At 72.0% G+C, this 22,484-nt stretch carries 17 protein-coding genes; 11 read left to right on the forward strand and 6 right to left on the reverse strand.

What is annotated here, in order from left to right:
* The first annotated feature begins 1 nt into the window (after position 1).
* The 7 genes from ACFPIH_RS33700 (at position 2) to ACFPIH_RS33730 (ending at position 7,873) form a co-directional block, all read left to right on the forward strand.
* The gene (locus ACFPIH_RS33700) at positions 2 to 718 is read left to right on the forward strand and encodes an ABC transporter ATP-binding protein (RefSeq protein ID WP_381166859.1); all 717 of its coding nucleotides are present in this window, start codon (positions 2 to 4) and stop codon (positions 716 to 718) included.
* Entirely contained in the window at positions 718 to 1,719 is a 1,002-nt protein-coding gene (locus ACFPIH_RS33705; RefSeq protein WP_381167518.1) for an ABC transporter substrate-binding protein, read from the forward strand. Before ACFPIH_RS33700 ends, ACFPIH_RS33705 begins: the two co-directional genes overlap by 1 nt.
* Before the next feature lie 13 nt (positions 1,720 to 1,732).
* The gene (locus ACFPIH_RS33710) at positions 1,733 to 2,833 is read left to right on the forward strand and encodes an LLM class flavin-dependent oxidoreductase (protein ID WP_381166861.1); all 1,101 of its coding nucleotides are present in this window, start codon (positions 1,733 to 1,735) and stop codon (positions 2,831 to 2,833) included.
* Positions 2,834 to 2,843: 10 nt separating this feature from the next.
* Positions 2,844 to 3,842 carry an ABC transporter substrate-binding protein gene (locus tag ACFPIH_RS33715; protein WP_381166863.1) on the forward strand — a complete coding sequence of 333 codons (999 nt, stop codon included), beginning with the start codon at positions 2,844 to 2,846 and terminating at the stop codon, positions 3,840 to 3,842.
* Positions 3,839 to 4,945, forward strand: a complete 1,107-nt coding sequence (locus tag ACFPIH_RS33720) for an acyl-CoA dehydrogenase family protein (protein ID WP_381166865.1) — start codon at positions 3,839 to 3,841, stop codon at positions 4,943 to 4,945. Before ACFPIH_RS33715 ends, ACFPIH_RS33720 begins: the two co-directional genes overlap by 4 nt.
* Complete coding sequence (locus ACFPIH_RS33725; RefSeq protein WP_381166867.1) at positions 4,942 to 6,315, forward strand: FAD-binding oxidoreductase; 1,374 nt, start codon at positions 4,942 to 4,944, stop codon at positions 6,313 to 6,315. The genes ACFPIH_RS33720 and ACFPIH_RS33725 overlap by 4 nt, the downstream gene beginning before the upstream one ends.
* 103 nt (positions 6,316 to 6,418) lie before the next feature.
* Complete coding sequence (locus tag ACFPIH_RS33730; RefSeq protein ID WP_381166869.1) at positions 6,419 to 7,873, forward strand: glyceraldehyde-3-phosphate dehydrogenase; 1,455 nt, start codon at positions 6,419 to 6,421, stop codon at positions 7,871 to 7,873.
* Positions 7,874 to 7,927: 54 nt separating this feature from the next.
* Here ACFPIH_RS33730 and gndA read toward each other — a convergent pair whose 3' ends face one another.
* Together gndA and ACFPIH_RS33740 are read right to left on the reverse strand one after the other, a co-directional pair.
* The gene (gene gndA, locus ACFPIH_RS33735) at positions 7,928 to 9,367 is read right to left on the reverse strand and encodes an NADP-dependent phosphogluconate dehydrogenase (protein ID WP_381166871.1); all 1,440 of its coding nucleotides are present in this window, start codon (positions 9,365 to 9,367) and stop codon (positions 7,928 to 7,930) included.
* Between the two features lie 143 nt (positions 9,368 to 9,510).
* Positions 9,511 to 10,020, reverse strand: a complete 510-nt coding sequence (locus ACFPIH_RS33740) for a MarR family winged helix-turn-helix transcriptional regulator (RefSeq protein ID WP_381166873.1) — start codon at positions 10,018 to 10,020, stop codon at positions 9,511 to 9,513.
* 123 nt (positions 10,021 to 10,143) lie between these two features.
* On the opposite strand from ACFPIH_RS33740, the gene ACFPIH_RS33745 reads away from it, so the two are divergent.
* A complete protein-coding gene (locus ACFPIH_RS33745) occupies positions 10,144 to 11,274 on the forward strand; it encodes an ABC transporter substrate-binding protein (protein ID WP_381166875.1) in 1,131 nt (376 codons plus the stop codon).
* Positions 11,275 to 11,388: 114 nt separating this feature from the next.
* On the opposite strand, the gene ACFPIH_RS33750 is transcribed toward ACFPIH_RS33745, so the two are convergent.
* Positions 11,389 to 12,249: an LLM class flavin-dependent oxidoreductase gene (locus ACFPIH_RS33750; RefSeq protein ID WP_381166877.1), complete on the reverse strand. Its 861-nt coding sequence runs from the start codon at positions 12,247 to 12,249 to the stop codon at positions 11,389 to 11,391.
* A gap of 252 nt (positions 12,250 to 12,501) precedes the next feature.
* Positions 12,502 to 14,172 (reverse strand): cellulase family glycosylhydrolase, encoded by a 1,671-nt coding sequence (locus ACFPIH_RS33755; protein WP_381166879.1) that lies wholly within the window; start codon positions 14,170 to 14,172, stop codon positions 12,502 to 12,504.
* A 291-nt stretch (positions 14,173 to 14,463) separates the two neighbouring features.
* Here ACFPIH_RS33755 and ACFPIH_RS33760 point away from each other — a divergent pair, with 291 nt between their 5' ends.
* Positions 14,464 to 17,109, forward strand: coding sequence for a protein kinase domain-containing protein (locus ACFPIH_RS33760; protein ID WP_381166881.1), 2,646 nt, complete (start codon positions 14,464 to 14,466; stop codon positions 17,107 to 17,109).
* A gap of 133 nt (positions 17,110 to 17,242) precedes the next feature.
* Positions 17,243 to 19,459 (forward strand): endonuclease, encoded by a 2,217-nt coding sequence (locus ACFPIH_RS33765; RefSeq protein ID WP_381166883.1) that lies wholly within the window; start codon positions 17,243 to 17,245, stop codon positions 19,457 to 19,459.
* A gap of 38 nt (positions 19,460 to 19,497) precedes the next feature.
* On the opposite strand, the gene ACFPIH_RS33770 is transcribed toward ACFPIH_RS33765, so the two are convergent.
* Entirely contained in the window at positions 19,498 to 20,391 is an 894-nt protein-coding gene (locus tag ACFPIH_RS33770) for an MBL fold metallo-hydrolase (RefSeq protein ID WP_381166885.1), read from the reverse strand.
* A gap of 128 nt (positions 20,392 to 20,519) precedes the next feature.
* Between ACFPIH_RS33770 and ACFPIH_RS33775 the strand changes: the two genes are divergently transcribed.
* Complete coding sequence (locus tag ACFPIH_RS33775; RefSeq protein WP_381166887.1) at positions 20,520 to 21,416, forward strand: LysR family transcriptional regulator; 897 nt, start codon at positions 20,520 to 20,522, stop codon at positions 21,414 to 21,416.
* Between the two features lie 68 nt (positions 21,417 to 21,484).
* On the opposite strand, the gene hypE is transcribed toward ACFPIH_RS33775, so the two are convergent.
* The gene (gene hypE / locus ACFPIH_RS33780; RefSeq protein ID WP_381167520.1) at positions 21,485 to 22,474 is read right to left on the reverse strand and encodes a hydrogenase expression/formation protein HypE; all 990 of its coding nucleotides are present in this window, start codon (positions 22,472 to 22,474) and stop codon (positions 21,485 to 21,487) included.
* Positions 22,475 to 22,484: the final 10 nt, after the last annotated feature.

Below are 22,484 nucleotides of genomic sequence, written 5' to 3' on the forward strand. Positions count from 1 at the left end.
GATGCCCAACAGCGTGGAAATACGCGGCCTTTCGCGGGCCTTCGACGGCAACACGGTGCTGCACGACCTCGATCTCGACATCCGGGAGGGCGAGTTCGTGGCCCTGCTCGGGCACAGCGGCTGCGGCAAGTCGACGCTGCTGCGGATCCTGGCCGGGCTCGACGACGAGATCGGCGGTGAGGTGACGGTGCCGGCGCGGCGCAGTGCCGCGTTCCAGTCGCCCCGGCTGCTGCCCTGGCTGAAGGTGTGGCGCAACGTCGTCCTCGGTCTGCCCGGACGGCCCGACCGGGCGCTGGCCCGCAAGGCGCTGGACGAGGTCGGGATCGCGGAGCGTGCCGACGTCTGGCCCAAGACGCTCTCCGGCGGTCAGGCGCAGCGCGTCTCGCTGGCCCGCGCACTGGTCCGCGAGCCCGAACTGCTGCTGCTGGACGAGCCGTTCGGCGCGCTGGACGCGCTCACCCGGGGCCGGGTGCAGCAGCTCGTGGCCGAGCTCTGGCAGCTGCACGGCTGCGCGATCCTCCTGGTCACCCATGACGTGGAGGAGGCGCTGCTGCTCGCCGACCGGGTCCTGGTGATGGACGAGGGCCGGATCGCCCACGAACTCACCGTCGACCTGCCGCGCCCCCGCGATCTCACCACCCCCGACTTCGTCTCCCTGCGCGCCCGCCTGCTCGGCTGGCTCGGCGTCACCCGCACCCTGGAAGGAACCTCCTCGTGATCCCCCGAACCCGAAGGATCCGCAGCACCCGAAGGCTGAGCAGGCTCGTCACCGCCGCGGTCGGCCTCACCTCCCTGCTGGCGCTGACCGGCTGCGGCGCCGACGCCTCCGCCGACGCCTCCGCCAAGGGCCAGGTCACGCTCACCATCGGCGACCAGGCCAAGACGCTCCAGACGATCGTCGCCGCGTCGGATGCCCTCAAGGGCGCCGACTACAAGGTGAAGTGGGCCGAGTTCGAGGGCGCGGCCCCGCTCTACCAGGCCGTGCAGGCGGGCGCCGCCGACACCGCGTACTCGGCGGACCTGCCGGCGCTGCAAGCCCTCAGCGGCGGGGTGAAGTTCAAGAACGTGGCCGCGCTGAAGAACGACGGCACACATGTCGGCATCGTCGTGCGCAAGGACTCGGGCATCGACAGCGTCAAGGACCTCAAGGGCCAGAAGGTCGTTGTCTCCTCGGCGAAGGGCAGCATCTCGGAGTACCTGCTCGCCAACGCGCTCCAGCAGGCCGGGCTGAAGTACTCCGACGTCAAGGTGCAGTACCTGCTGCCGACCGATGCCCAGGCCGCGTTCTCCTCCGGGAAGATCAAGACCTGGGCGATCTTCGGGGTCTACCAGGCGGTGGCCCTGGAGCAGGGCGGCAAGCTGCTCGTCGACGGCGCGGACGGGCGGGTCAGCGGCTACGGCTTCATCGGCGCCTCGGACAAGGCGCTCGCCGACAGCGCGAAGAAGGCCGCGCTGGGCGACTTCCTCGAGCGGCTCGGTACGGCCCTGGAGTGGACCAGCACCCACCAGGACGCGTACGCCAAGGCCATCGAGACCCGCAACGGCGCCGACGCCTCCGTGGCGAAGACGCTCGCCTCGGCCGCGTACAGCAAGGTCCTGCCGATCACCGGCGACGTGAACACCACCGTCCAGGGCGTGGCCGACCTCATGCACGGCATCGGCGTCCTCGATCCGAACGTCGACGTGGCGAAGTCGGCGGACACCACCCTTCTCAAGTGACCAGGAGTTGATCATGCCCGTCGAGTTCATCAGCGCCGTCCACACCGACTCCGGGGCCTCGGGCCCGGCGGCGGCGAGCCGTACCGGCTTCGACCCGCACTACCTGCGCCGCTACGCCCGTGCCCTGGACGACGGCGGCTTCGACCACACCCTGGTCGCCTACCACTCCGCCTCGCCGGACGCCTTCCAGGTCGCCCAGTTCGTCGCCACGCACACCGAGCGCGTCCGCCCGATCCTCGCCCACCGCCCGGGGGTGATCTTCCCGACGCACGCGGCCCGCGCCCTGGCCACCCTCGACCGGATCAGCGACGGCAGGCTGACCCTGCACATCATCTCCGGGGGCAGCAACGAGGAGCAGCGCCGAGAGGGCGACTACCTCGCCAAGGCGGAGCGGTACGAGCGCTCCGACGAGTACATCCAGATCCTGAGAAAGGTGTGGCAGGCCGACGGGCCCGTCTCGCACGAGGGCAAGTACTTCCGCTTCGAGGGCTACTTCTCCGACGTGAAGCCGGTGAACGGGCTGGTCCCGATCTCGGTCGGCGGGTCCTCGCAGGACGCCTACCGGGTGGGCGGACAGCAGGGCGACATCTTCGGGCTGTGGGGCGAGCCGCTGAAGGAGACGGCGGAGCAGATCGCCGCCGTCAACGCGGTCGCGGACGCCGCCGGGCGCACCCGTCCCCGTATCTGGGTGTCGTTCCGCCCGATCATCGCGCCCACCGACGAGCTGGCCTGGGAGAAGGCGCACCGCACGCTGGGCGTCCTCAAGGACCAGGCGAGGAACACCGAGCTGCTGCGGCACTACCGCACCACCGGGCGCCCGGCGAACGTCGGTTCGCAGCGGCTGCTCGACATCGCCGAGCGCGGGGAGGTCCACGACCGCTGCCTGTGGACCGCGCCCGCGGCCGCCACCAACGCGGCCGGTGCCTCCACCGCCCTGGTCGGCTCGCCCGAGACCGTGGCCAAGGCGCTCCTCGACTACGTCGGCATCGGCTGCGACCTGCTGTCGATCCGTGGCTACGACCCGCTCAACGACGCCGTCGACTACGCCCGTCACGTCCTCCCCCTGGTCCGGCAGGAACTCGCCCACCGCGCCGCCACCACCCACGCAGCCTGATAAAGATCCCGTGTTGTTCCGCCGTTCCCTTCGCACGTCCGCCGCCGTGCTCGCCCTGCTCCTGCCGTTCGCGACGGCCTGCGGCGGCGACGCGCAGGCCGACTCCCCGGCCGACGTCACCCTGCGGGTGGGCGCCACCGGCTGGAAGGTCGAGGAGGCGGTGCTGAGGTTCGCCCACCTCGACGACACGCCCTACAAGGTGAAGTGGAGCGTGTTCCAGGGAGGTGACCAGCAGCTCCAAGCGGTCCGCGCCGGGGCGCTGGACCTGGCCTCCTCCAGCGAGATCCCGCCGGTGTTCGCGGCCGCCGACGGCAAGCCGAACTTCAAGGTGGTCGCAGTGCAGCGCGCCGCCACCCTCAACCAGGAGGTCGTCGTTCCGAAGGGCTCGAAGGTCACCGGCATCGCCGGCCTGAAGGGCAAGAAGGTCGGCTACGTGCAGAACACCACCGCCCACTACTTCCTGTACGAGCTGCTGAAGCGCGCGGGCCTGAAGTGGTCCGACATCGACGCCAAGCCGCTCCTTCCCAACGACGGGCTGGCCGCCCTGGGCGGCGGTTCCATCGACGCCTTCGCCTCCTACGGCACCTCGGTCATCACCGCCCACCAGCAGGGCGCGACGACGGTCGGCTCGGGTGCGGACATCCTGTCGGGCAACTTTCTGTGGTCCGCCAGGGACAGCGTCCTGAAGAGCGACGCGCGGAAGGAGGCCGTGGCGGATCTCATCGCCCGGATCACGAAGGCGTACGCGTACGTCCGTGACGGACACGAGACGGAGTTCGCGAAGGTGATCGCCCAGAACACCCACCAGCCGGTCGCCCAGGCCGAGTCGGATCTCGTCGCCCAGCAGAAGCAGCGGCCGACCAGGGTCCAGCCGGTCACCGACGCGGCGACCGCCTCCCAGCAGGAGGTCGCGGACGCCTTCACCGAACTCGGGACGCTGAAGTCCCGGCTGGACGTGAAGTCGTTCTGGACGAACGCCCTCGACGCCGACCTGAGGAAGGTCCTGTGACCGCCCGTATCGCCGAACTGGCCGCCGGGTACGACCGATCGGGCACCTTCCCCGAGGAGTCGCTCCGTCTCGCGCACGAGGCGGGACTGCTCACCCCGACGATCGGCGGGCGGTACGGCGGGCAGGGCGCCGGGGTCGAGGAGTCGGCGCGGATCCTGCACCGGCTGGGCCGGCTCGACCCCTCCGTCGCGCTGATCGCGGCGATGACCCTCGCCACCCACGCCCGGCAGGCGGCGCAGCCGCACTGGCCGGTGGAGCTGTACGCGCGCGTGGTGAAGGAGTCCTTCGCCCGGCCCGTGCTGCTCAACCACGCGCGCGTGGAGCCCGAACTGGGCTCCCCCGCGCGGGGCGGGCTGCCCGCGACCCGGGCCGCGCGTACCGCCGACGGCTGGGCGATCAGCGGGACGAAACGTTTCGTGACCGGTGCGGAGGGGCTGGACTGGTTCCTGGTGTGGGCCACGACCGACGAACCGGAGCCGCGCGTCGGCACCTTCCTGGTGCCCGGCGGCTCCCCCGGCATCGAGGTCACCGGCCGCTGGGACCAGCTGGGCCTGCGTGCCAGCGGCAGCCACGACGTGGCCTTCCGGGCCGTCGAGGTGCCGTACGACCAGGTCGTCGGGCTCGGTCCGTACGGTCCCGCCGCCGAGCAGGACAACCGGGCGGGGGCAGCACTGCATCTGCCGTTGGCCGCGCTGTACCTGGGGGTGGCGCGGGCGGCGCAGTCGGCGTTCCACGCGTTCGCGCACGCACGCGTGCCCGCCAACCTCGGTCATCCGGTGGCCCGTACGGAGCGGTTCCGGCGGGCGGCCGGGGAGATCGAGGTGCTGCTGGCCGGCGCGGAGCAGCTGGTGTTCGGCGGGGCCGCGCGGATCGACGCGCGGGATGCGTCGTACGCGCCGGAACAGGCGCTCGGCGCGCGTGTGCTGGCGGACCGGCACGGGGTGCGGGCGGTGGAGCTGGCCGTACGTCTGCTCGGCAATCCGGGGCTCGCGCGGGGCAATCCGCTGGAGCGGCACTGGCGCGACATCCAGTGCGCGCCGGTGCACGCGCCCCAGGAGGACGTGTCCCTGCTCGCGATCGGAACGAAGGCGCTGTCGCTGTGACCCTCGCACTCCCCACCGCCTCGGCCCGTCTCCTCGGGCTGCTCGCCCGTGATCTGCCGCCCGACCGGCTCGCCACGGACCCGCGCACCCTCGCCGACCGCGCCGTCGACCGCTCGGGCCTGCGCCCGGACGGGCTGCCGCTCGCGGTCGTGCGCGCCGGGAGCACCCAGGACGTGACGGTCACCCTCCGGCACGCGCACGCCCTGCGGGTGCCGGTGGTGCCGCGCGGCGCGGGCACCGGGCTGTCCGGCGGCGCGACGGCGGGCGAGGGCGCGCTGGTCCTCGACCTGTCCGGGATGGACCGGATCCAGGAGCTGTCGGCCGAGGACCAGCTCGCCGTCGTCGAGCCCGGTGTGGTGACCGCCGATCTGGACCGGGCGGCGGCGGGGTACGGGCTGCGCTACGCGCCCGACCCGGCCAGTGCCGCGTGGTCGACGATCGGCGGGAACATCGCGACCAACGCGGGCGGTCTGCGGTGCGCGAAGTACGGCGTGACCCGGGACAGCGTGCTCGGCCTTGAGGCCGTCCTCGCCGACGGGACGGTGGTGCGCACGGGCCGTCGTACGGTCAAGGGCGTCACCGGATACGACCTGACGGCGCTGCTCACCGGGTCCGAGGGCACCCTCGCCGTCATCACGTCGGCGACGCTGCGGCTGCGGCCGGTGCCGGTGGCGACGGCCACCGTCGCCGCGTACTTCGCCGACTTCGAGACGGCGGCCGAGGCGTCGCAGGCGATCGGGCGGGCCGGGGTCGTGCCCGCGCTCGCCGAGCTCGTGGACGGGCCGGTCCTCGCGGCGGTGGACCCGGCGCTGCGGACGCGGGGCGCGGCGCTGCTGATCGTGCAAAGCGACGGCGCCGGGGCGGCGGTGGAGGCGGCGGCGGTCGCGGAGGCGGTGGCCAGGGCCGCCACCTCGGTGGAGACGACGCAGGACCCGGCCGAGGCGGAGGCGCTGCTGGCGGCCCGGCGGCTCGCGCTGCCCGCCCTGGAGCGGCTGGGGCGGCCCCTGATCGAGGACATCGCGGTGCCGCGCTCCCGGCTGGCGGAGGCGGCGCGGGAGATCCGGGCGATCTCCGCCCGTCATGACGTGCCGGTGTTCACCATCGCGCACGCGGCGGACGGCAACCTGCACCCGATCGTCGTGGTCGACCCGTCGCTCGACCGGCTGCCCGACGCCGCCTGGGAGGCCGCCGGTGAGATCTTCGCCCTCGCCCTGCGGCTCGGCGGCACGCTCACCGGAGAGCACGGTGTGGGGGTGCTGAAGCGGCAGTGGGTCGCCGAGGAACTGGGCCCCGCCGCGCACGCGCTCCAGCGGCGGCTGAAGGAGGCGTTCGACCCCCGCGGCATCCTCAACCCCGGCAAGAGCCTGTGACCGTACGGGCAACCGGCCCGCGCAAGTGAGCGGACCCCCGCTTGAATGATCAGAAGTTCATCGAGTTAGCATCTGAGCGCCACCTAGCTCGAAAGATAGGCCCGTGACGCTCAACGACGACTCGTTCACCAACTGGAACCACCGCGAGGAGATCGCGGAGTCGATGATCCCGATGATCGGGAAGCTGCACCGCGAGCGGGACGTGACGGTCCTGCTGCACAGCCGCTCCCTGGTGAACAAGTCGGTGGTCAGCATTCTCAAGACCCACCGGTTCGCCCGGCAGATCGCGGGCGAGGAGCTCTCGGTCACCGAGACGCTGCCGTTCCTCGATGCGCTCACCACGCTCGACCTCGGGCCGTCCCAGATCGACCTCGGCATGCTCGCCGCGACCTACCGGGCCGACGACCGCGGACTGTCGGTCGTGGACTTCACCGCCGAGGCCGTCGCGGGCGCCACCGGCGGCAACAAGATCGACCGCCGGGAACCGCGCGACGTCGTCCTGTACGGCTTCGGCCGCATCGGCCGTCTGGTCGCCCGGCTGCTCATCGAGAAGTCCGGCTCGGGCAACGGCCTCAGGCTGCGGGCCGTCGTCGTGCGCGGGGGCGGCGAGCGGGCCGCCGAGGACATCGTCAAGCGCGCCTCACTGCTGCGCCGGGACTCCGTCCACGGCCAGTTCCAGGGCACGATCACGGTCGACGAGACCAACGGCACGATCATCGCCAACGGCAACGAGATCAAGGTGATCTACGCGAGCGACCCCTCCGAGGTCGACTACACCGCGTACGGCATCGACAACGCGATCCTGATCGACAACACCGGCAAGTGGCGCGACCGCGAAGGCCTGTCGCAGCACCTTCGGCCGGGCATCGACAAGGTGGTCCTCACCGCGCCCGGCAAGGGCGACATCCCGAACATCGTGCACGGCGTCAACCACCACACCGTCAAGCCGGACGAGCGGATCCTGTCCTGCGCCTCCTGCACCACCAACGCGATCGTGCCGCCGCTGAAGGCGATGGCCGACGAGTTCGGCGTGCTGCGCGGACACGTGGAGACCGTCCACTCGTTCACCAACGACCAGAACCTGCTGGACAACTACCACAAGGCGGACCGGCGCGGGCGCTCGGCGCCGCTGAACATGGTGATCACCGAGACGGGTGCCGCGTCCGCCGTGGCCAAGGCGCTGCCCGATCTCAAGGCGCCGATCACCGGCAGTTCGATCCGGGTGCCGGTGCCGGACGTGTCGATCGCGATCCTCAGCCTGCGGCTCGGCCGTGAGACCGACCGCGAGGAGGTCCTCGACCATCTGCGCGAGGTCTCGCTGACCTCGCCGCTGAAGCGCCAGATCGACTTCACCACGGCCCCCGACGCGGTCTCCATGGACTTCATCGGCTCACGCCACGCCTCGACGATCGACGCCGGCGCCACCAAGGTCGACGGCGACAACGCGATCCTCTACCTCTGGTACGACAACGAGTTCGGCTACTCCTGCCAGGTCGTGCGCGTCGTCCAGCACGTCTCCGGGGTGGAGTACCCGACGTACCCGGCGACGGCCGTATAGGGGAAGGCGGAAGGAGCGGGGCGCCCCGGGCCGAGGGCGCCCCGCTCCCGTCTGTCAGGCCGAGGTCTCGGGGCGGCCCGGCTCGGCCCAGTGGGTGTGGAAGGCACCCGGGCGGTCGGTACGGCCGTAGGTGTGGGCGCCGAAGTAGTCGCGCTGGCCCTGGAGAAGGGCGGCGGGCAGCCGGCCTGCGCGCAGGGTGTCGTAGTGCGCGAGGGCGGCGGAGAAGGCCGGGACCGGGATGCCGCGGCGGGCGGCCGAGGCGACGGTCTCGCGCCAGGGCACCTGCGCGTCGGTGATCTCCATGGCGAACTCCATCTCGCCGAGCAGGCTGACCAGTTCCGGGTCGGCGGCGTACGCGGCGCGGATGCGGTCCAGGAAGGTGGCGCGGATGATGCAGCCGCCGCGCCAGATCTTCGCGACCGCGCCCAGGTCGATCTTCCAGCCGAACTCGGCCGCCGCGTCCTGGATCATCTTCCAGCCCTGGTCGTAGGCGATGACCTTCGAGGCGTACAGGGCGTGCTCCACCTGGGAGGTGAAGCGGGCGGCCTCGGTGCGGCTGAGCGGGGGCGTGGTGCCGCCGGGCAGCCCGGCGTAGGCGGCGCGCAGCTCGCGCTGGCCGGAGGCGGCGCGGGCGAAGGTGGCCTGGGCGATGGCGGTGACCGGGGAGCCCAGGTCGAGGGCGGTCTGCACGGTCCAGCGGCCGGTGCCCTTCTGGCCTGCGGCGTCGGTGACGATGTCGACGAACGCGAGGCCGGTGGTGGCGTCGGTGTGGGCGAGTACCTCGGCGGTGATCTCGATGAGGTAGGAGCCAAGCCGGCCCTGGTTCCAGGTGCGGAAGACGTCGGCGATCTCGGAGGGCGTGTAGCCGGCGACCTGGCGCAGCAGGTCGTACGCCTCGGCGATGAGCTGCATGTCGGCGTACTCGATGCCGTTGTGCACCATCTTCACGAAGTGCCCGGCGCCGTCGGTGCCGACATGGGCGGCACAGGACTCGCCGTCGACCTTGGCGCTGATCGACTCGAACATCGGGCCGAGGACGTCGTACGACTCACCGGACCCGCCGACCATGATGGACGGCCCGTTGAGCGCGCCCTCCTCGCCGCCGGAGACTCCGGTGCCGACGAAGTGGATGCCCTTGTCGCGCAGCGCGGCCTCCCGGCGGCGGGTGTCGGCGAAGTGGGCGTTGCCGCCGTCGATGATCATGTCGCCGGGCTCCAGGAGCGGGGCGAACTCGTCGATGACGGCGTCGGTGACAGCACCCGCCTGCACCATGATCATCAGGCGGCGGGGGCGTTCGAGCGCGGCCACGAAATCGGCGGCCGACTCGGCGGGGACGAAGGTGCCCTCGTGGCCGAACTCCTCGACGAGCGCGCGGGTACGGCCGACGCTGCGGTTGTGGACGGCGACGGTGTAGCCGTTGCGGGCGAAGTTGCGCGCGAGGTTGCGGCCCATCACGCCGAGGCCGGTGACACCGATGGCGGCGGTTGCGTTCACGAGGTACGTCCCTTGGATCGTTGGCGTGTTCGGTAGGGAGCCGGGCAGCTGCCTACCTCCACTTACGAGCCGTGGGGCGGTTCTTCTCGATTCCTTGACCAACCTTGTCCGTGAATGCGGTCAGCGGCCCCCTCGCCCGCCTCTCACCGCCGCCGCCACGGCAGCACGGCCGGGTCGGACTCGGTGCTCTCCGCCCGGTGCAGGGCCCCGCTGATGGCTTCGCCTATCTCCGCGAAACGGCGCACCTGCTCGGGGGTGAGGACGTCGAACACGGCCCGGCGGACGGCCTCCACATGGCCCGGGGCGACCTCTTCGAGCATGGCCCTGCCCTCGTCGGTGAGAACGGCGAGCTGACCGCGGCCGTCGGCGGGATCCTCCCTGCGGTCGACGAGCCCGACGTCGCGCAGCCGGTTCACGGCGTGGGTCAGCCGGCTGCGGGTGATCTTCAGCCGCTGCGCGAGATCGGACATGCCGAGGGTGCCGTCCGGGGTCATCGAGAGATACGCCAGCAGGCTGTAGTCGGCGTGGGTCATCCCGGCGTCGCGGCGCAGCTGGCGGTTGAGGTAGTCCGCGAGCAGTGTGGAGAAGTCGACGTAGGCCAGCCAGGCCCGTCGTTCCTCGTCGTTGAGCCAGCGGGGCGGCGTCGTGGGCATGGTCACACTTTACCGGCCCCCACTCCCTTTCGTTTGAAATTTCAATCGCAAGCCGTAGCATCGGCCTCGCCATGATGTTTGAACAGGCAAACATATGTGGCGTACGAAAGGCAGCACATCCCCATGAAGCTCACCAGGAACCGGCGGCTCGGGGTAGCCGTCGCCACCGCGATCGTGCTCACCACCGTCTCCGCCACCGCTATCGCCCAGGCCTCCCAGCCCGCCGCCGCGAGCGAGCAGGACCAGCTGACGGCGCTCTACCGCGCCGCCAGGGCGGAGGGCGGCAAGGTAACCGTCTACATCGGCGGCGACGCGCCCGGGCAGTGGGACGCCCTGTCCGCCGCCTTCTCCCAGCAGTTCCCGGACGTCGAACTGCACCTGGTCACCGACCTGAGCAAGTACCACGACGCCCGCATCGACAACCAGCTCGCCGCCGGCCGTCTCGTCGCCGACGCCGCGATCCTCCAGACCACCCAGGACTTCGACCGCTGGAAGAAGCGGGGCGACCTGCTGAAGTACCGGCCGGTGGGCTGGAACCAGGTGTTCTCCGACGCCAAGGACAAGGACGGCTATTACACCGGTGTCTTCTACGGCGCGTTCTCCTACCTCGTCAACACCGGGCAACTCCCGGCGAATGCGGGCGACTTCAAGGGCACCGATCTCCTCAAGCCGGCGTACAGGAACAAACTGGTCCTGACCTATCCCAACGACGACGACGCCGTGCTGTTCGGCTACCAGCAGATCGTCAACAAGTACGGCTGGAACTATCTGGCCCAACTGGTTGCGCAGAAGCCCAAGTTGATACGAGGCGTCCCCGGCTCGGCAGCCGGCGTGGCGAGCGGCGACTACCTCGGCTCGATCGCCGTCGGCGGCGACGCCCGCCCCAACGGCACCCAGGTCTTCTCCGACACCGAGCGCTTCAACTCCTGGGCCCAGCGCGGAGCGATCTTCAAGAAGGCCTCGCACAAGGCGGGCGCCAAGCTCTTCCTGAGCTGGCTCAACGCCAAGGAGACCCAGAAGAACGCCATCGCGACCTGGACCTGGTCCGTCAGGGACGACGTCGCCCCGCCGGCCGGCCTGAAGCCGCTGGCGTCGTACCGGAACACCGACCCGAAGGACTTCGCGAGGTTCATGTCCGACCGGGCGGCGGTCGAACGCTTCCGCTCCCAGGTCGAGTTGTACTTCGGAAAGGTCGAGGGTGCCGACCCGGCGGACCCGGACGCCACCCTCGGCCGGACGCCCGGCGGCTTCTGAACCGCCCGGACCGGAGCCACCAGAACTACCAGGTCCACGGCCTCGACGATGGCCCCGGGGGTGAGCACCCCACCGTGTGAACGGCGGGGTGCTCACCGTGCGGAACGGGCGCCGTCAGCCGTCCTGGAACACGGCCTCGGCCAGGCGGTCCACCTGGTCGGGGTCCGGCGCCCAGCAGTACAGGACGACCTCGTCGGCGCCGATGCCGGCGAGGTCGGCGACGGCCGCGCGGATCCGCTCCGGCGTGGTCAGCAGCGCGTCGGCCATATAGCCCGCACGGCCGGTGAACTCGTAGTAGTCGAGGAGGTTGCGCCGAGCCCGCTCCACAGTGGCGTGCGGGCCGAGGGCGACGCTGAGCTGGGCGACCAGGCGGGGGCGGCCCGGGCGGTCGTACTTCTCCCAGACGCGCTCCACCTCACGGAAGAGGCCGTCGAGGTACTGGGGCGGCAGTGCGGCGCCGATGAAGCCGTCACCGAAGCGGCCGACGCGCTCGACGGCGGCCGGGACGAAGCCCCCGAAGAGCACCTCCGGGCCGCCGGGCGTACGGGGCGCGGGTCCGATGGGCCCGACGCCGTCGCCGTACGGCTCACCGGCCCAGGTGGCGCGCAGTCGGGCCAGCTGCTCGTCGAGGCGGCGCCCCCGGCTACGCACGTCGACCCCGGTGGCGCGGAAGTCGTCCTCCCGGCCGCCGACACCGATGCCGAGGGTGAACCGGCCGCCGGAGATCCGGTCCAGGGTCGCGGTCTGCTTGGCGAGCAGGGCGGTGTGGTGGACGGGCGCGATCAGCACCTCGGTCTGGAGGCGGATGCGGGACGTGGCACCCGCGAGGGCCGCGAGCGCGATCAGCGGTTCGGGGTTGTGGAACACGAGCCGGTCGAGCAGGCCGAGGGTGCTGAACGGTCCCTCGTCCGCGCGCCGCGCCCAGTCCGGCAGCAGTGCGGGGTCGTCGATGGGAAGGCCGAGGCCGATCTTCATGGGAGCAGTCCTCCGAAAGGGCATACGGACAGAGTCCGCATGGACACACGGACAGAGTCCGCACGGGTGTGCGGACAGGGCTGCCGCCCCTCCTGGCTCCGCGTACCTGTGTCGCGGGCTCGCTCCCGCGCTGCGGCGATGGTTCTGGAGAGCGCGCGTCGGAGTGGGACGAAGGTAGCGCGGGCGATCGGCCGCGGGCCAGCGGTTTTCTGCGGGGCGCCCGGCCGGCGCGGGCCGGCCGGGCGAAGGGGGTCAAGTCGTCGTGCAGGCCGTCCCGTTGAGGGTGAAGGACGTCGGTGCCGTGTTGGTGGTGCCCTTGCCGCCGATGAAGCCGACGGTGACCGAGCCGCCGGCCGGGATGGTGGACGTGTAGGACACCGGGAGGACGGTCACCGTGCCGCCGCTCTGGGTGGGGGTCCCGCCCCACATGTTGGTGACGGTCTGCCCGTCGGCGAAGGCGAAGACCAGCTTCCAGTTGCTGATCGCGGCCGTACCGGGGTTGCGCAGGGCGATCTCACCCTGGAAGCCGCCGGGCCACTCCCCCACGACGCGATAGCCGACCGAGCAGGGCGTCGCCGGTGCGGCGGCCGTGGTGACGGCGACCGTGCCCGAGCGGGCCGAGCGGTTGCCGGCCGCGTCCCGGGCGTAGACCGCGAAGGTGTACGCGGTGCTCGCGCTCAGTCCCGACACGGTCGCGGAGTTGGTGGTGGAGGCGCCGACCGTGGTCTCGGTGCCGCCGACGACGCGGACGACGTCGTACCCGGCCACGCCGACGTTGTCGGTGGCCGCGCTCCAGGCGAGCGTCGCGGTCGTCGCCGTCACCCCGGAGGCGGTGGGGGTGCCGGGGGTGCTCGGGGCCTGGGTGTCCCCGGGGGTGCCGCCGCCGTAGACCGTGGCCTCCTCGGCGGTCTGGGCGATGCCGTTGACGCCGTTGAAGACGCGCTGGCCCCAGGTGCTGAGCCGCGTCGGGTCGAAGTCGATCGCCAGGTCCAGGACCGGGTCGGTGTTGCCGCTCCAGGACCAGGCCAGATAACCCAGGTTCAGCCGCTGGGCGGTGGCCATCATGGTGTCCTCGTCCGGGTCGCCCCACTGGTCGGCCGGACCGCCGAACTCGCCGATGAGGATGGGCAGTCCGGCGGTGACGAAGGCGTTCAGATAGTCGGTGATCTCCGCCGCGGTGTCGAACACGCTGTACATGTGGATCGAGAAGATCAGGTTGCCGGTGGTGTCGGCGGCGTACACGGCCTGGGCGTTGGCGCGCATCACGCCCTGCCAGTCCTGGCCCCAGTTGGGCGCGTCCACCATGATCGTGTGCTGGAAGCCGGCGTTGCGCAGCTTCTTGATCGCGGCGATCGTGGGATCGGTCCAGCCCTCGGGGGCGGTGTTGCCCCAGGGCTCGTTGCCGATGTTGATGACGACGTAGTTCTCCTGGCCGGCCAGCACGTCCTTCAGGCCGATCCAGTAGTCGGCGGCCTGGTCGAGGGTGCCGGCGGCGCTGTCCTCGCCGTAGCCGGTGGTGTCGTGCACCTCCAGGACGCAGATGAGGCGGTTGGCCTTGCACTGCGTGACAACGTTGGCGACGTCGGCCGCGCTGTTCGCGCTCCAGCGATGGCCGTCGGCGAGAACGACCCGGACGGTGTTGGCGCCCAGTGCCTTGATGTCGGCCAGCGACTGCGTCTCTCCGGGATACCAGGTGTGGGCGTGGTTCACGCCCCGCATGACGAAGTCGTTGCCGTTGGCCTCGAGCAGCCGGCCGTTACCGATGTGGAGACCCGTGGCGGCGAGGTCCGCGGGCGACTGGGCGTGGGCGGGCGAAGCCGGGCCGACGAGGCCGAGGACGACGAGGCCGAGCAGCACCGCCAGCTGCGCGGGAAGGGTGAGTAAGGGGTGTTTCCGGGGGGCCGTGCTTCTTGTTCTGCTCACTGCGGCTCCAGGAGTGAGGTCGGGAAACCTGTGTTTGCGGAGGGTTGCGGGAGGTTTCGGGAGGTTGTGGGAGCGCTCCCATGAACCCACCGCGCCAAGTACACGTCAAGAGAACGCGCAAGGCGTCCCCTCCGAGTCCGCCTCCTGAGGCCCCCTCCGGGCGGTGACGGAAATGGATCGGGCTTGCACCAGAAGTGATCGAAAGGCTGAGCAGCCGTGGTGTCTGGGCTAGCCTCGGTCTCCCGTCCTCAGGACGAACTGGCGTACGGCGTACATCACTTCAGGAGTTCCGTGACTCACCAGCGGCCGACCCCACCCAGCCCCGCGGCGCACGACGCCGCCGCGCTGCGTCAGTCCGGGGCCACACCTCTGCGGGTCAACGACCCCCTCCGGGTCGGACCCTTCGTGCCGCTGGCCCTGCTCGGCAGCGGCGGTATGGGCCGGGTCTATCTGGCGCGGGCGGCCGACGGCGGTCCGGGGCTGTTCGCGGTGAAGGTGATAAGGCCGGAGTACGCGGAGGACGTCCAGTTCCAGCGCCGCTTCGAGCGGGAGGCCGCCGTGCACACCCGCATCGGCCCGCCGTACGTACCGCGACTGTGCGGTACGGGGTTCGACGACGAACTGCTGTGGATGGCCACCGAGTACATCCCGGGGCTCGACCTCACGGACGCGGTGCGCGGGGCGGGCGCGTTGCCGGTGCACACGGTGTGGCGGCTGGCGGCGGAGCTGGGCCGGGCACTCGCCGTGCTCTCGGCCGCGGACGTCGTGCACCGGGACCTCAAGCCGTCCAACGTCCTGCTGTCCCTCCAAGGCACCCATCTGATCGACTTCGGCATCTCCAAGGCGGCGGACGCGAGCGCGCTCACCGGCACGGGCAACCGGGTGGGCACCGCGGCCTACATGTCGCCGGAGTACCTGCGCACCGGCCGCTGCGACGCGGCCTCGGACGTGTTCTCGCTGGCCGGCACCCTCACGTACGCGGTGACCGGGCACGCCCCGTTCGGGGACGGCACCGGGGTCGACGTGATGCACCGGGTGGCCTTCGAGGAGCCCAACGCGGAGGTGACCGGCGCGGTGTCGGCGGCCGACCCCGACCTCGGCGCCCTGTTGACCCGCTGCCTGGCCAAGGAGCCGGCGCAGCGGCCGACCCCCGCCGACCTCATCGACATCGCCGGGCCGCGCGCCGGAACCCCCGAGTGGCCGGAACGGCTCCAGGCCGAGGTCCTCTCCCGGCAACGGGCGAACGAGACACTGCGAAGCCTCCCGGTGGAACGGGCGGTACTGCTGCGGCCCCGGGCCAACCGGGAAACGGGCCGGGCGGGGAGGCGGGCCGACGGTGCGCGGGCGGAAGGGTATGTCCCGGCGGACGGCGCGCGGGCGGAAGGGTATGTCCCGGCCGACAGCGCGCGGGCAGAGGGGCACGCCCTGGCCGACAGCGCGCGGGCAGAGGGGCACGCCCCCGCCGACGGCGCGCGAGCGGACGGGTATGCCCCCGCCGACGGCAGCGCGTGGCCGGCGGCTGCCGGGGCGGACGGGCTCGGCCCCGGCGTGACGGACGCGTCGTCGGAGGCCGAGTGGCTGGACGAACCGGCCGGCGCAGCCCACCCGTCGAACGACGCGCGGGGCGAGGGCGCCGGACCGAGAGGCTCCGGCCCGGCGGGCGCGGGGCCGGTAGGCGCGGGGCCGGCAGGTGCAGGGTCGCTCGGCGCGGGGCCGGCAGTATCCGGCCCGTTGGGCACGGGGGCAGCAGGCGCGGGGTCAGTAGGCAGAGGGGCAACGGGCTCCGGCTCGGCAGGCGCGGGGCAGGCAGACTCCGGCTCGCCGAACCCGGGGCAGGCAGACTCCCGCTCGGCAGGCGCGGGGCAGGCAGACTCCGGCTCGCCGAACCCGGGGCAGGCAGGCTCCCGCTCGGCAGGGGGAGGCGCGGCAAGCTCGCGGCTCGACGGGCGTTCCGGTGAGTCGGGGGCGCCGTTGGGGGGTGACCCGGCCGTTGGCGACGCGTCGGCGGAGCGGGCTGCCCGGGTCGGGGGCGGCGCCCCTGGCGAGGGCTCGCGGTCGGATCGGCCCGGGTCCGGCGCGTTGTCGGAGGCCGCGCGGGCGGACGGGGCCGCCGGCTTTGACGTGTCGCCTCGCGCAGACGGTGCCGCCGGTCCTGACGTCCCGCCTCGCGCGGATGCGGCGGACGTGCCTGGGCCCACCGACGCGGGCTCGGCGGGCTTGGGCGCGGCCAGATCCCGGCGGCGCGGGAAGCGAGCGCTGACCGTCGTGGCGTGTGCCGCGCTGTGCGCCGTCGCCGCAGGCCTGTTCGTCCTCCTGCGCCCTGGCCAGCAGGCAACCGCCATCGCACCGGGGGCCGTCAGGACCGCCTCCGGCACGGTGACCGGAGGCCTGCCCGGCAACACGGTGCCGACCGGAGCGTCCGGAGCCCCGGAGCGGGCCTCCGCCGCGGGTTCGTCGAGCGGACGCGCAGACGACAGCGAAGGCGAGGACGAGGGCCAGGACGAAGGCGGGGACGCCGGCTCGGGTTCGGGTACCGGCGCCGCCGGGCAACCCGTGGTCTCCGGCCGGCCGGCCGACAGCGGTGGACAGGCCGGGGGCGACCCGACCACCCCGTCCGACGAGGACACCGTCGCCGCCACCGACCCGGTCACGGCGCCCACCACCCCGGCGGCCGAACCCGTGGGCCAGCCCTGGAACACCGACTGCAACTACTACCCGGGCAAGAAGCGCACCCAGGAAGGAGACACCGGCAAACGGGTGTTCCAGATCCAGTGCATCCTGTCGAAGCGCGGATACGACCTGGGAAGCACGGGCATCGACGGCGTCTACGGCGCCGGCACGGTGAGCGCGGTGCGCGCGTTCCAGACGGACAAGGGTCTGGTGGTCGACGGCATCATTCGCCGCGCCACCTGGGACGTGCTGCGCGCCACGGTGTGAGCGGTCCGGAGCGACCCCCGATTGGCACACTTCACGCCAAAAGACAATAATTAAGGCATACGTCCCCACGTCGCGCCAATCGTCGACCAGCACCGCCTCCACCCTCACGAGCACGAGCCGAGGAGGCGGACCCATGACGACAGAACTCCTCTCCCAGAAGGAATCCGACTATCTGTCACAGCTGACGGCGGCGGCGCGGCGCTATGCGCGGCGGACCGAGCGGCGGGAGACGAACAAGGCGGTGCTGGCGACGCGCGGGGTGCTGTACGCCGACGATCCCGCGCGGGTCGACAAGCGGCTGGCACGGCTCGGCGCCGACTGGTCACTGGCCCGGGCGATCGAGCGGACGCCGTCGGAGCCCGTCGCGTCGGCGGGCAGCACCCTCCCGATGCCGCCCGACCGCTTCGACGGCGCCGTACTCGGTCTGGAACGGCTCATCGGGCGCAACAACCTCACGCCGGTCGCGTTCCTGGAGGAAGGCGCCCTGGCCGCGCGTTCCGTCGGCCGGATCACCGTCAAGGGGCCGGGCGGCGGCCACGGTACGGGCTTTCTGGTCTCCCCCGCGCTGTTGCTGACCAACCATCACGTCCTGCGCGATCCGGCGGATGCGGCCCGCAGCGAGGTCGCGTTCGCCTTCCAGGACGGCGTCGACGGCGCTCCCCTCGTACCGGCGGTGTTCGGGCTCGAGCCACGGCGGTTCTTCGTCACCGACCGGGACCTGGATTTCAGCCTGGTCGCGGTGGCCGCGCGCGGGAGCCGGGGCGAGGCACTGTCGTCGTTCGGCCGGCTGACGCTCAGCGAGGCTCAAGGCAAGGTTGTCGTCGGGGAGTTCGTCAATATCGTGCAGCATCCACGAGGCGAGCCCAAACAGTTGGCGCTGCGCGACAGCCAAATCGTCGACGTGCTGGACGAGTTCCTGCACTACGAGTCCGACACCCGCGAGGGATCGTCGGGTTCACCCGTCTTCAACGACCAGTGGGAGGTCGTGGCCCTGCACCACTCGGCGGTTCCGAAGACCGATGACCAGGGCCGGCCGCTCAGCCTCGACGGAACCGTCTGGCGGCCGGAGACGGGCGAACAGCAACTGGCGTGGCAGGCCAACGAGGGCGTGCGGATCAGCCGTGTGCTGGGCGCGCTGCACACGATGACCCCGACCGGCGAGGCGGCCGGGCTGCGCGACGAACTGTTCACCGCCGGGCCGGCGCCGGGGCCGGTCCCGCCCGCCCCCGTCGGGAGCGCCCCGCCGCCACCCCCGCCGAACGGCACGGCGAGCGGCCCCAACGGCTCGAAGACCTACGCCACCGACCCCACCGCTCACGTCACCGACCCCACCACGCACCTCAGCATCCCGCTGTACGTCACGGTGGAGCTCGGCACGCCCGCGTACCCGGGCACGCCGACGTACCCGGTGACCGGATCCCGGCCGGCAGCCGCCCCCACGCCCCCGGCAGCCCCCGTACCGGGGCAGTCGGACGCCGCCTCCGCCGTACAGAAGGACGTGGACGCGGCCCTCCTCAACCGCCGGCTCGCCGAGGAGCGGCCGTACTACGACCGGGCCGCCGACCGCGCCGCCCGCGACGCCTACTACGCGGACCTCGACGCCGGCGACGGCGACGCGCTGCGCCGCGCGCTCACCGAGCTGCTGGAGCGGACGCACTCGCCCCGCCCCCGTTACAAGCCGATGCGGCTGGTGTACCCGTGGGTCGACCTGCGCGAGGACGGCCGGCTGCACAGCGTCTACTCCGGCAAGGACTTCTCCCCGGAGGAGTTCATCCAGGCCGACGCCGCGGTGCTTCAGACGCGGCTGGCCCGGGTGCAGGAACTTCTTCTGCACGAGAGCACGGCGGGCCCTGCCGAGTTCGAGGCCGAGTTCGACGCTTTGGAGGAGGCGATGCCGTTCAACTGCGAACACGTGGTGCCGCAGTCCTGGTTCGCCAAGCTGGAGCCGATGCGGGGCGACCTGCACCACCTGTTCGCGTGCGAGTCGGGCTGCAACAGTTTCCGCGGCAACTTCCCGTACATCAACTTCCCGGGCTTCCAGGAGGCGGTCCGCAGCGCCTGCGGGATGCGTGAGGACGAGGGTTTCGAGCCGGAGAAGGGCAAGGGGACGGTCGCCCGGGCCACCCTGTACTTCCTGCTGCGCTACCCGGGGCTGGTCGGCGACGCCGCGCGAGAGTTCCCGGAGAACCGGCTGCCCACCCTCCTGGCCTGGCACGACGCCGATCCGGTGGGCGAGTACGAGCGGCATCGCAACGCCGCCGTCGCGGAGATCCAGGGCAACCGCAATCCCCTGATAGACCACCCCGAGTGGGCCCGCCGGATCGACTTCGGCGGCGTATGGGGTCACTGAGGACGACCGCGCTCAGGCACCGCGTACAAGCACCGCGTTCAGGCGCCGTGCTCGGCGCACAGGCAGCCGACGCCGCTCTCGATCCACTCCCGCCCCTCCCACTCCGGGTGCCGCTCGATCATCAGCGCCCTGACCTCCTCGACGATCGTCTCCCGCGCCGTCGCCGAGTCCCGGCGCCGCCAGGTCTCGTCGCGGAGCAGCCGCAGATAGTCGTGGACGTCGGTCAGCAGCCCCGCGTCGCCGACCTCGCCGTGGCCGGGGACGACCACCCGGGGGTCCTGCCGCACGAGCCGTTCCATCACCTCGATCCAGCGGACGCCGGACACATCGGTGTCGTGCGGCGGGAACCACGGGAAGATCGCGAACTGTCCGGCCTCGACCAGGTCCCCGGTGAACATCACCCCGGCGTCGGGGACGGTGACCACCTGGTCGCCCTTGCTGTGCGCCCGTCCGGTGGCCCGCATCCGCACCACCCGGCCGCCCAGGTCGAGTTCGTGGGCGTCGTCGTACACCAGGTCCGGGACGGCCGGTACGACCCCATCGAGGCGGCGGGCGACCGACTCGCCCAGGCCGCGGAACATCTGGAGGTATCCGGCGCCCTTGACGGCCAGGTCCTCGGCCTGGGCGCCGTTGACGAGGTAGGTCGCCTCGCCGGCGAAGGCCTGGGCGCCGAAGGCGTGTTCGGGGTGGAAGTGGGTCGTGGTCAGATACAGCCTGCGACCCTTGGCGTACTCGGTCGCGAACGCGAGCACGTTCTCGGCGTTGCGCGGGCCCATGCCCGTCTCGACCACGAGCACGGAATGGGTGCCGCCGACGATTCCGATGTTGGGCACCAACTGCCTGCCACGGTTGGGCATCACCACCAGATCGGCGGCGAGTTCCAGCACGTCGTCGGTGTCGACGACGGGGTCGGGGATGGTGAATGCGGCCATGGCGGCGGGCTCCTCGGACTGGTTAAGTGGGGCGGTCTGCAAGATCCCCGCCAGTCCAACCCGGGTGCGGCCCAGGCGTCCAACACCGGTTCCGCACACCCCATACCGTGCGGGTATCGTTGCTGGTGATGGACCTACGCTCACTGCGCTACTTCGTGGCCGTCGCCGAGGAGCGGAACTTCGGCCGCGCCGCCGTCCGGCTGCACATGACCCAGCCCCCGCTCAGCCGGGCCGTCAAGCAGCTGGAGACGGACCTGGGAGCCGTCCTCCTGCACCGCTCCGCCAAGGGGGTCACGCTCACCACCGCCGGCAGGGCGCTCTACGACGAGGCCCGCACGCTGTTGCGACAGGCCGAACAGGCCCGCGCCCGGGTCGTCGCCGCGGCCCGCACCACGACACTCACCCTCGGCACCCTCGCCGACAGCGCCGAGCGGGCGGGCACCCGGCTGATCGCCGCGTTCCGCGAGCGTCATCCCGATGTCCAGGTGCGCGTCCGGGAGGCAGACCTCACCGACCCGACCACCGGTCTGCGGGCCGGTCTGGTGGACGTCGCCCTCACCCGGACCCCCTTCGACGACACCGGCATCGGCAGCCGGGTGCTGCGCTCCGATCCCGTGGGGGTGGTCCTGCGCGCCGACGACCCGCTGGCCGGGCGTGACTCCGTACAGCTGTGCGACCTCGCCGACCGCCGGTGGTTCCGTCTTCCCGAGGGAACCGACCCCGTCTGGCGCGCCTACTGGAACGGCTCCGCACCGGGCGGCGCGCTCCGTGACGGCCCGGTGATCCGTACCGTCCACGAGTGCCTCCAGGCCGTCCTCTGGAATGCCACGATCGGCCTCGCCCCGCTGGGCGACGCGCTCCCCGAGGGCCTCGTCTGCGTTCCGCTCGCCGACCTGCCGCCCAGCCGTCTGGTCGTCGCGTGGAACACCAACGAGCGTAATCCGCTGGTCCGTTCGTTCGTCGACCTCCTCGTCACCGCCTACCGCTCGACGGCCCGGGCGGGTTCGGCGGGCGGCCGCCCCTGACGGTCCCCCTCGCGGACGGCCTCGCCTGACGGCCGCCGTCGACCATCGACCGTCAGGCGCGGTGCCGCCTAGCAGATACGCGGCAGCTGCTCCCCGATCGGCAGGTCGACCACCCGTGTCCCGCCCAGTCCCGTCCGGGCCACCACCATGCCGGGATGGGCCTCGACGGTCTCGCCGATGATCACCGCGTCGGCGCCCAGCGGATGGGCCCGCATGGCCGCCAGCACGGCGTCGGCGTGTTCGCGCGGGACGAAGGCGACCAGCTTGCCCTCGTTGGCGACGTACATGGGGTCGAGGCCCAGGATGGCGCAGGCGTTGGCCACGGCCGGTGGGACCGGGATGTCGCGTTCCCGGATGACGACTCCGGTGCCGGAGGCCGCCGCGATCTCGTTGAGGGCGGCGGCCAGGCCGCCCCGGGTGGGATCGCGCAGGACATGCAGCTCGGGGGTGACCGCGAGCATGGCCTCGACCAGACCGCCGAGGGCCGCGCAGTCGCTCTCGATCTCCACCCCGAACTCCAGCCCCTCCCGCACGCTCATGATCGCCACCCCGTGGACGCCGACGGCGCCGCTGACGATGACGACGTCGCCGGGCACGACGCGCTGCGGGCGCAGGTCGACGCCCGCCGGGATCAGGCCGATGCCGGCCGTGTTGAGATAGATCCCGTCGCCGTGGCCGGACTCCACCACCTTGGTGTCGCCGGTGGCCACCTCCACTCCGGCGGTGCGGGCCGCCGCGCCCAGCGCCTCGGCGACCCGGGTGACGACGTCCAGTTCGACGCCCTCCTCCAGGATGAAGCCGCAGGAGAGATAGGCCGGCCGGGCGCCGCTCATGGCGAGGTCGTTGACGGTGCCGTTGACCGCGAGGTCGCCGATGCAGCCGCCGGGGAAGAACAGCGGTCGCACCACGAACGAGTCGGTGGAGAACGCCAGCCGGGCGCCGCCCAGGGAGAGAACGGCCGCGTCGCCCAGCTGGGCGAGCACCTCACCTCCGTAGGCGGGCGCGAAGATCTGCTGGACGAGTTCGGCGGAGAGGACTCCGCCGCCGCCGTGGCCCATGACGACCCGG

It is taken from the genome of Streptomyces vulcanius (assembly GCF_042653945.1).
Taxonomy (GTDB): domain Bacteria; phylum Actinomycetota; class Actinomycetes; order Streptomycetales; family Streptomycetaceae; genus Streptomyces; species Streptomyces mangrovi.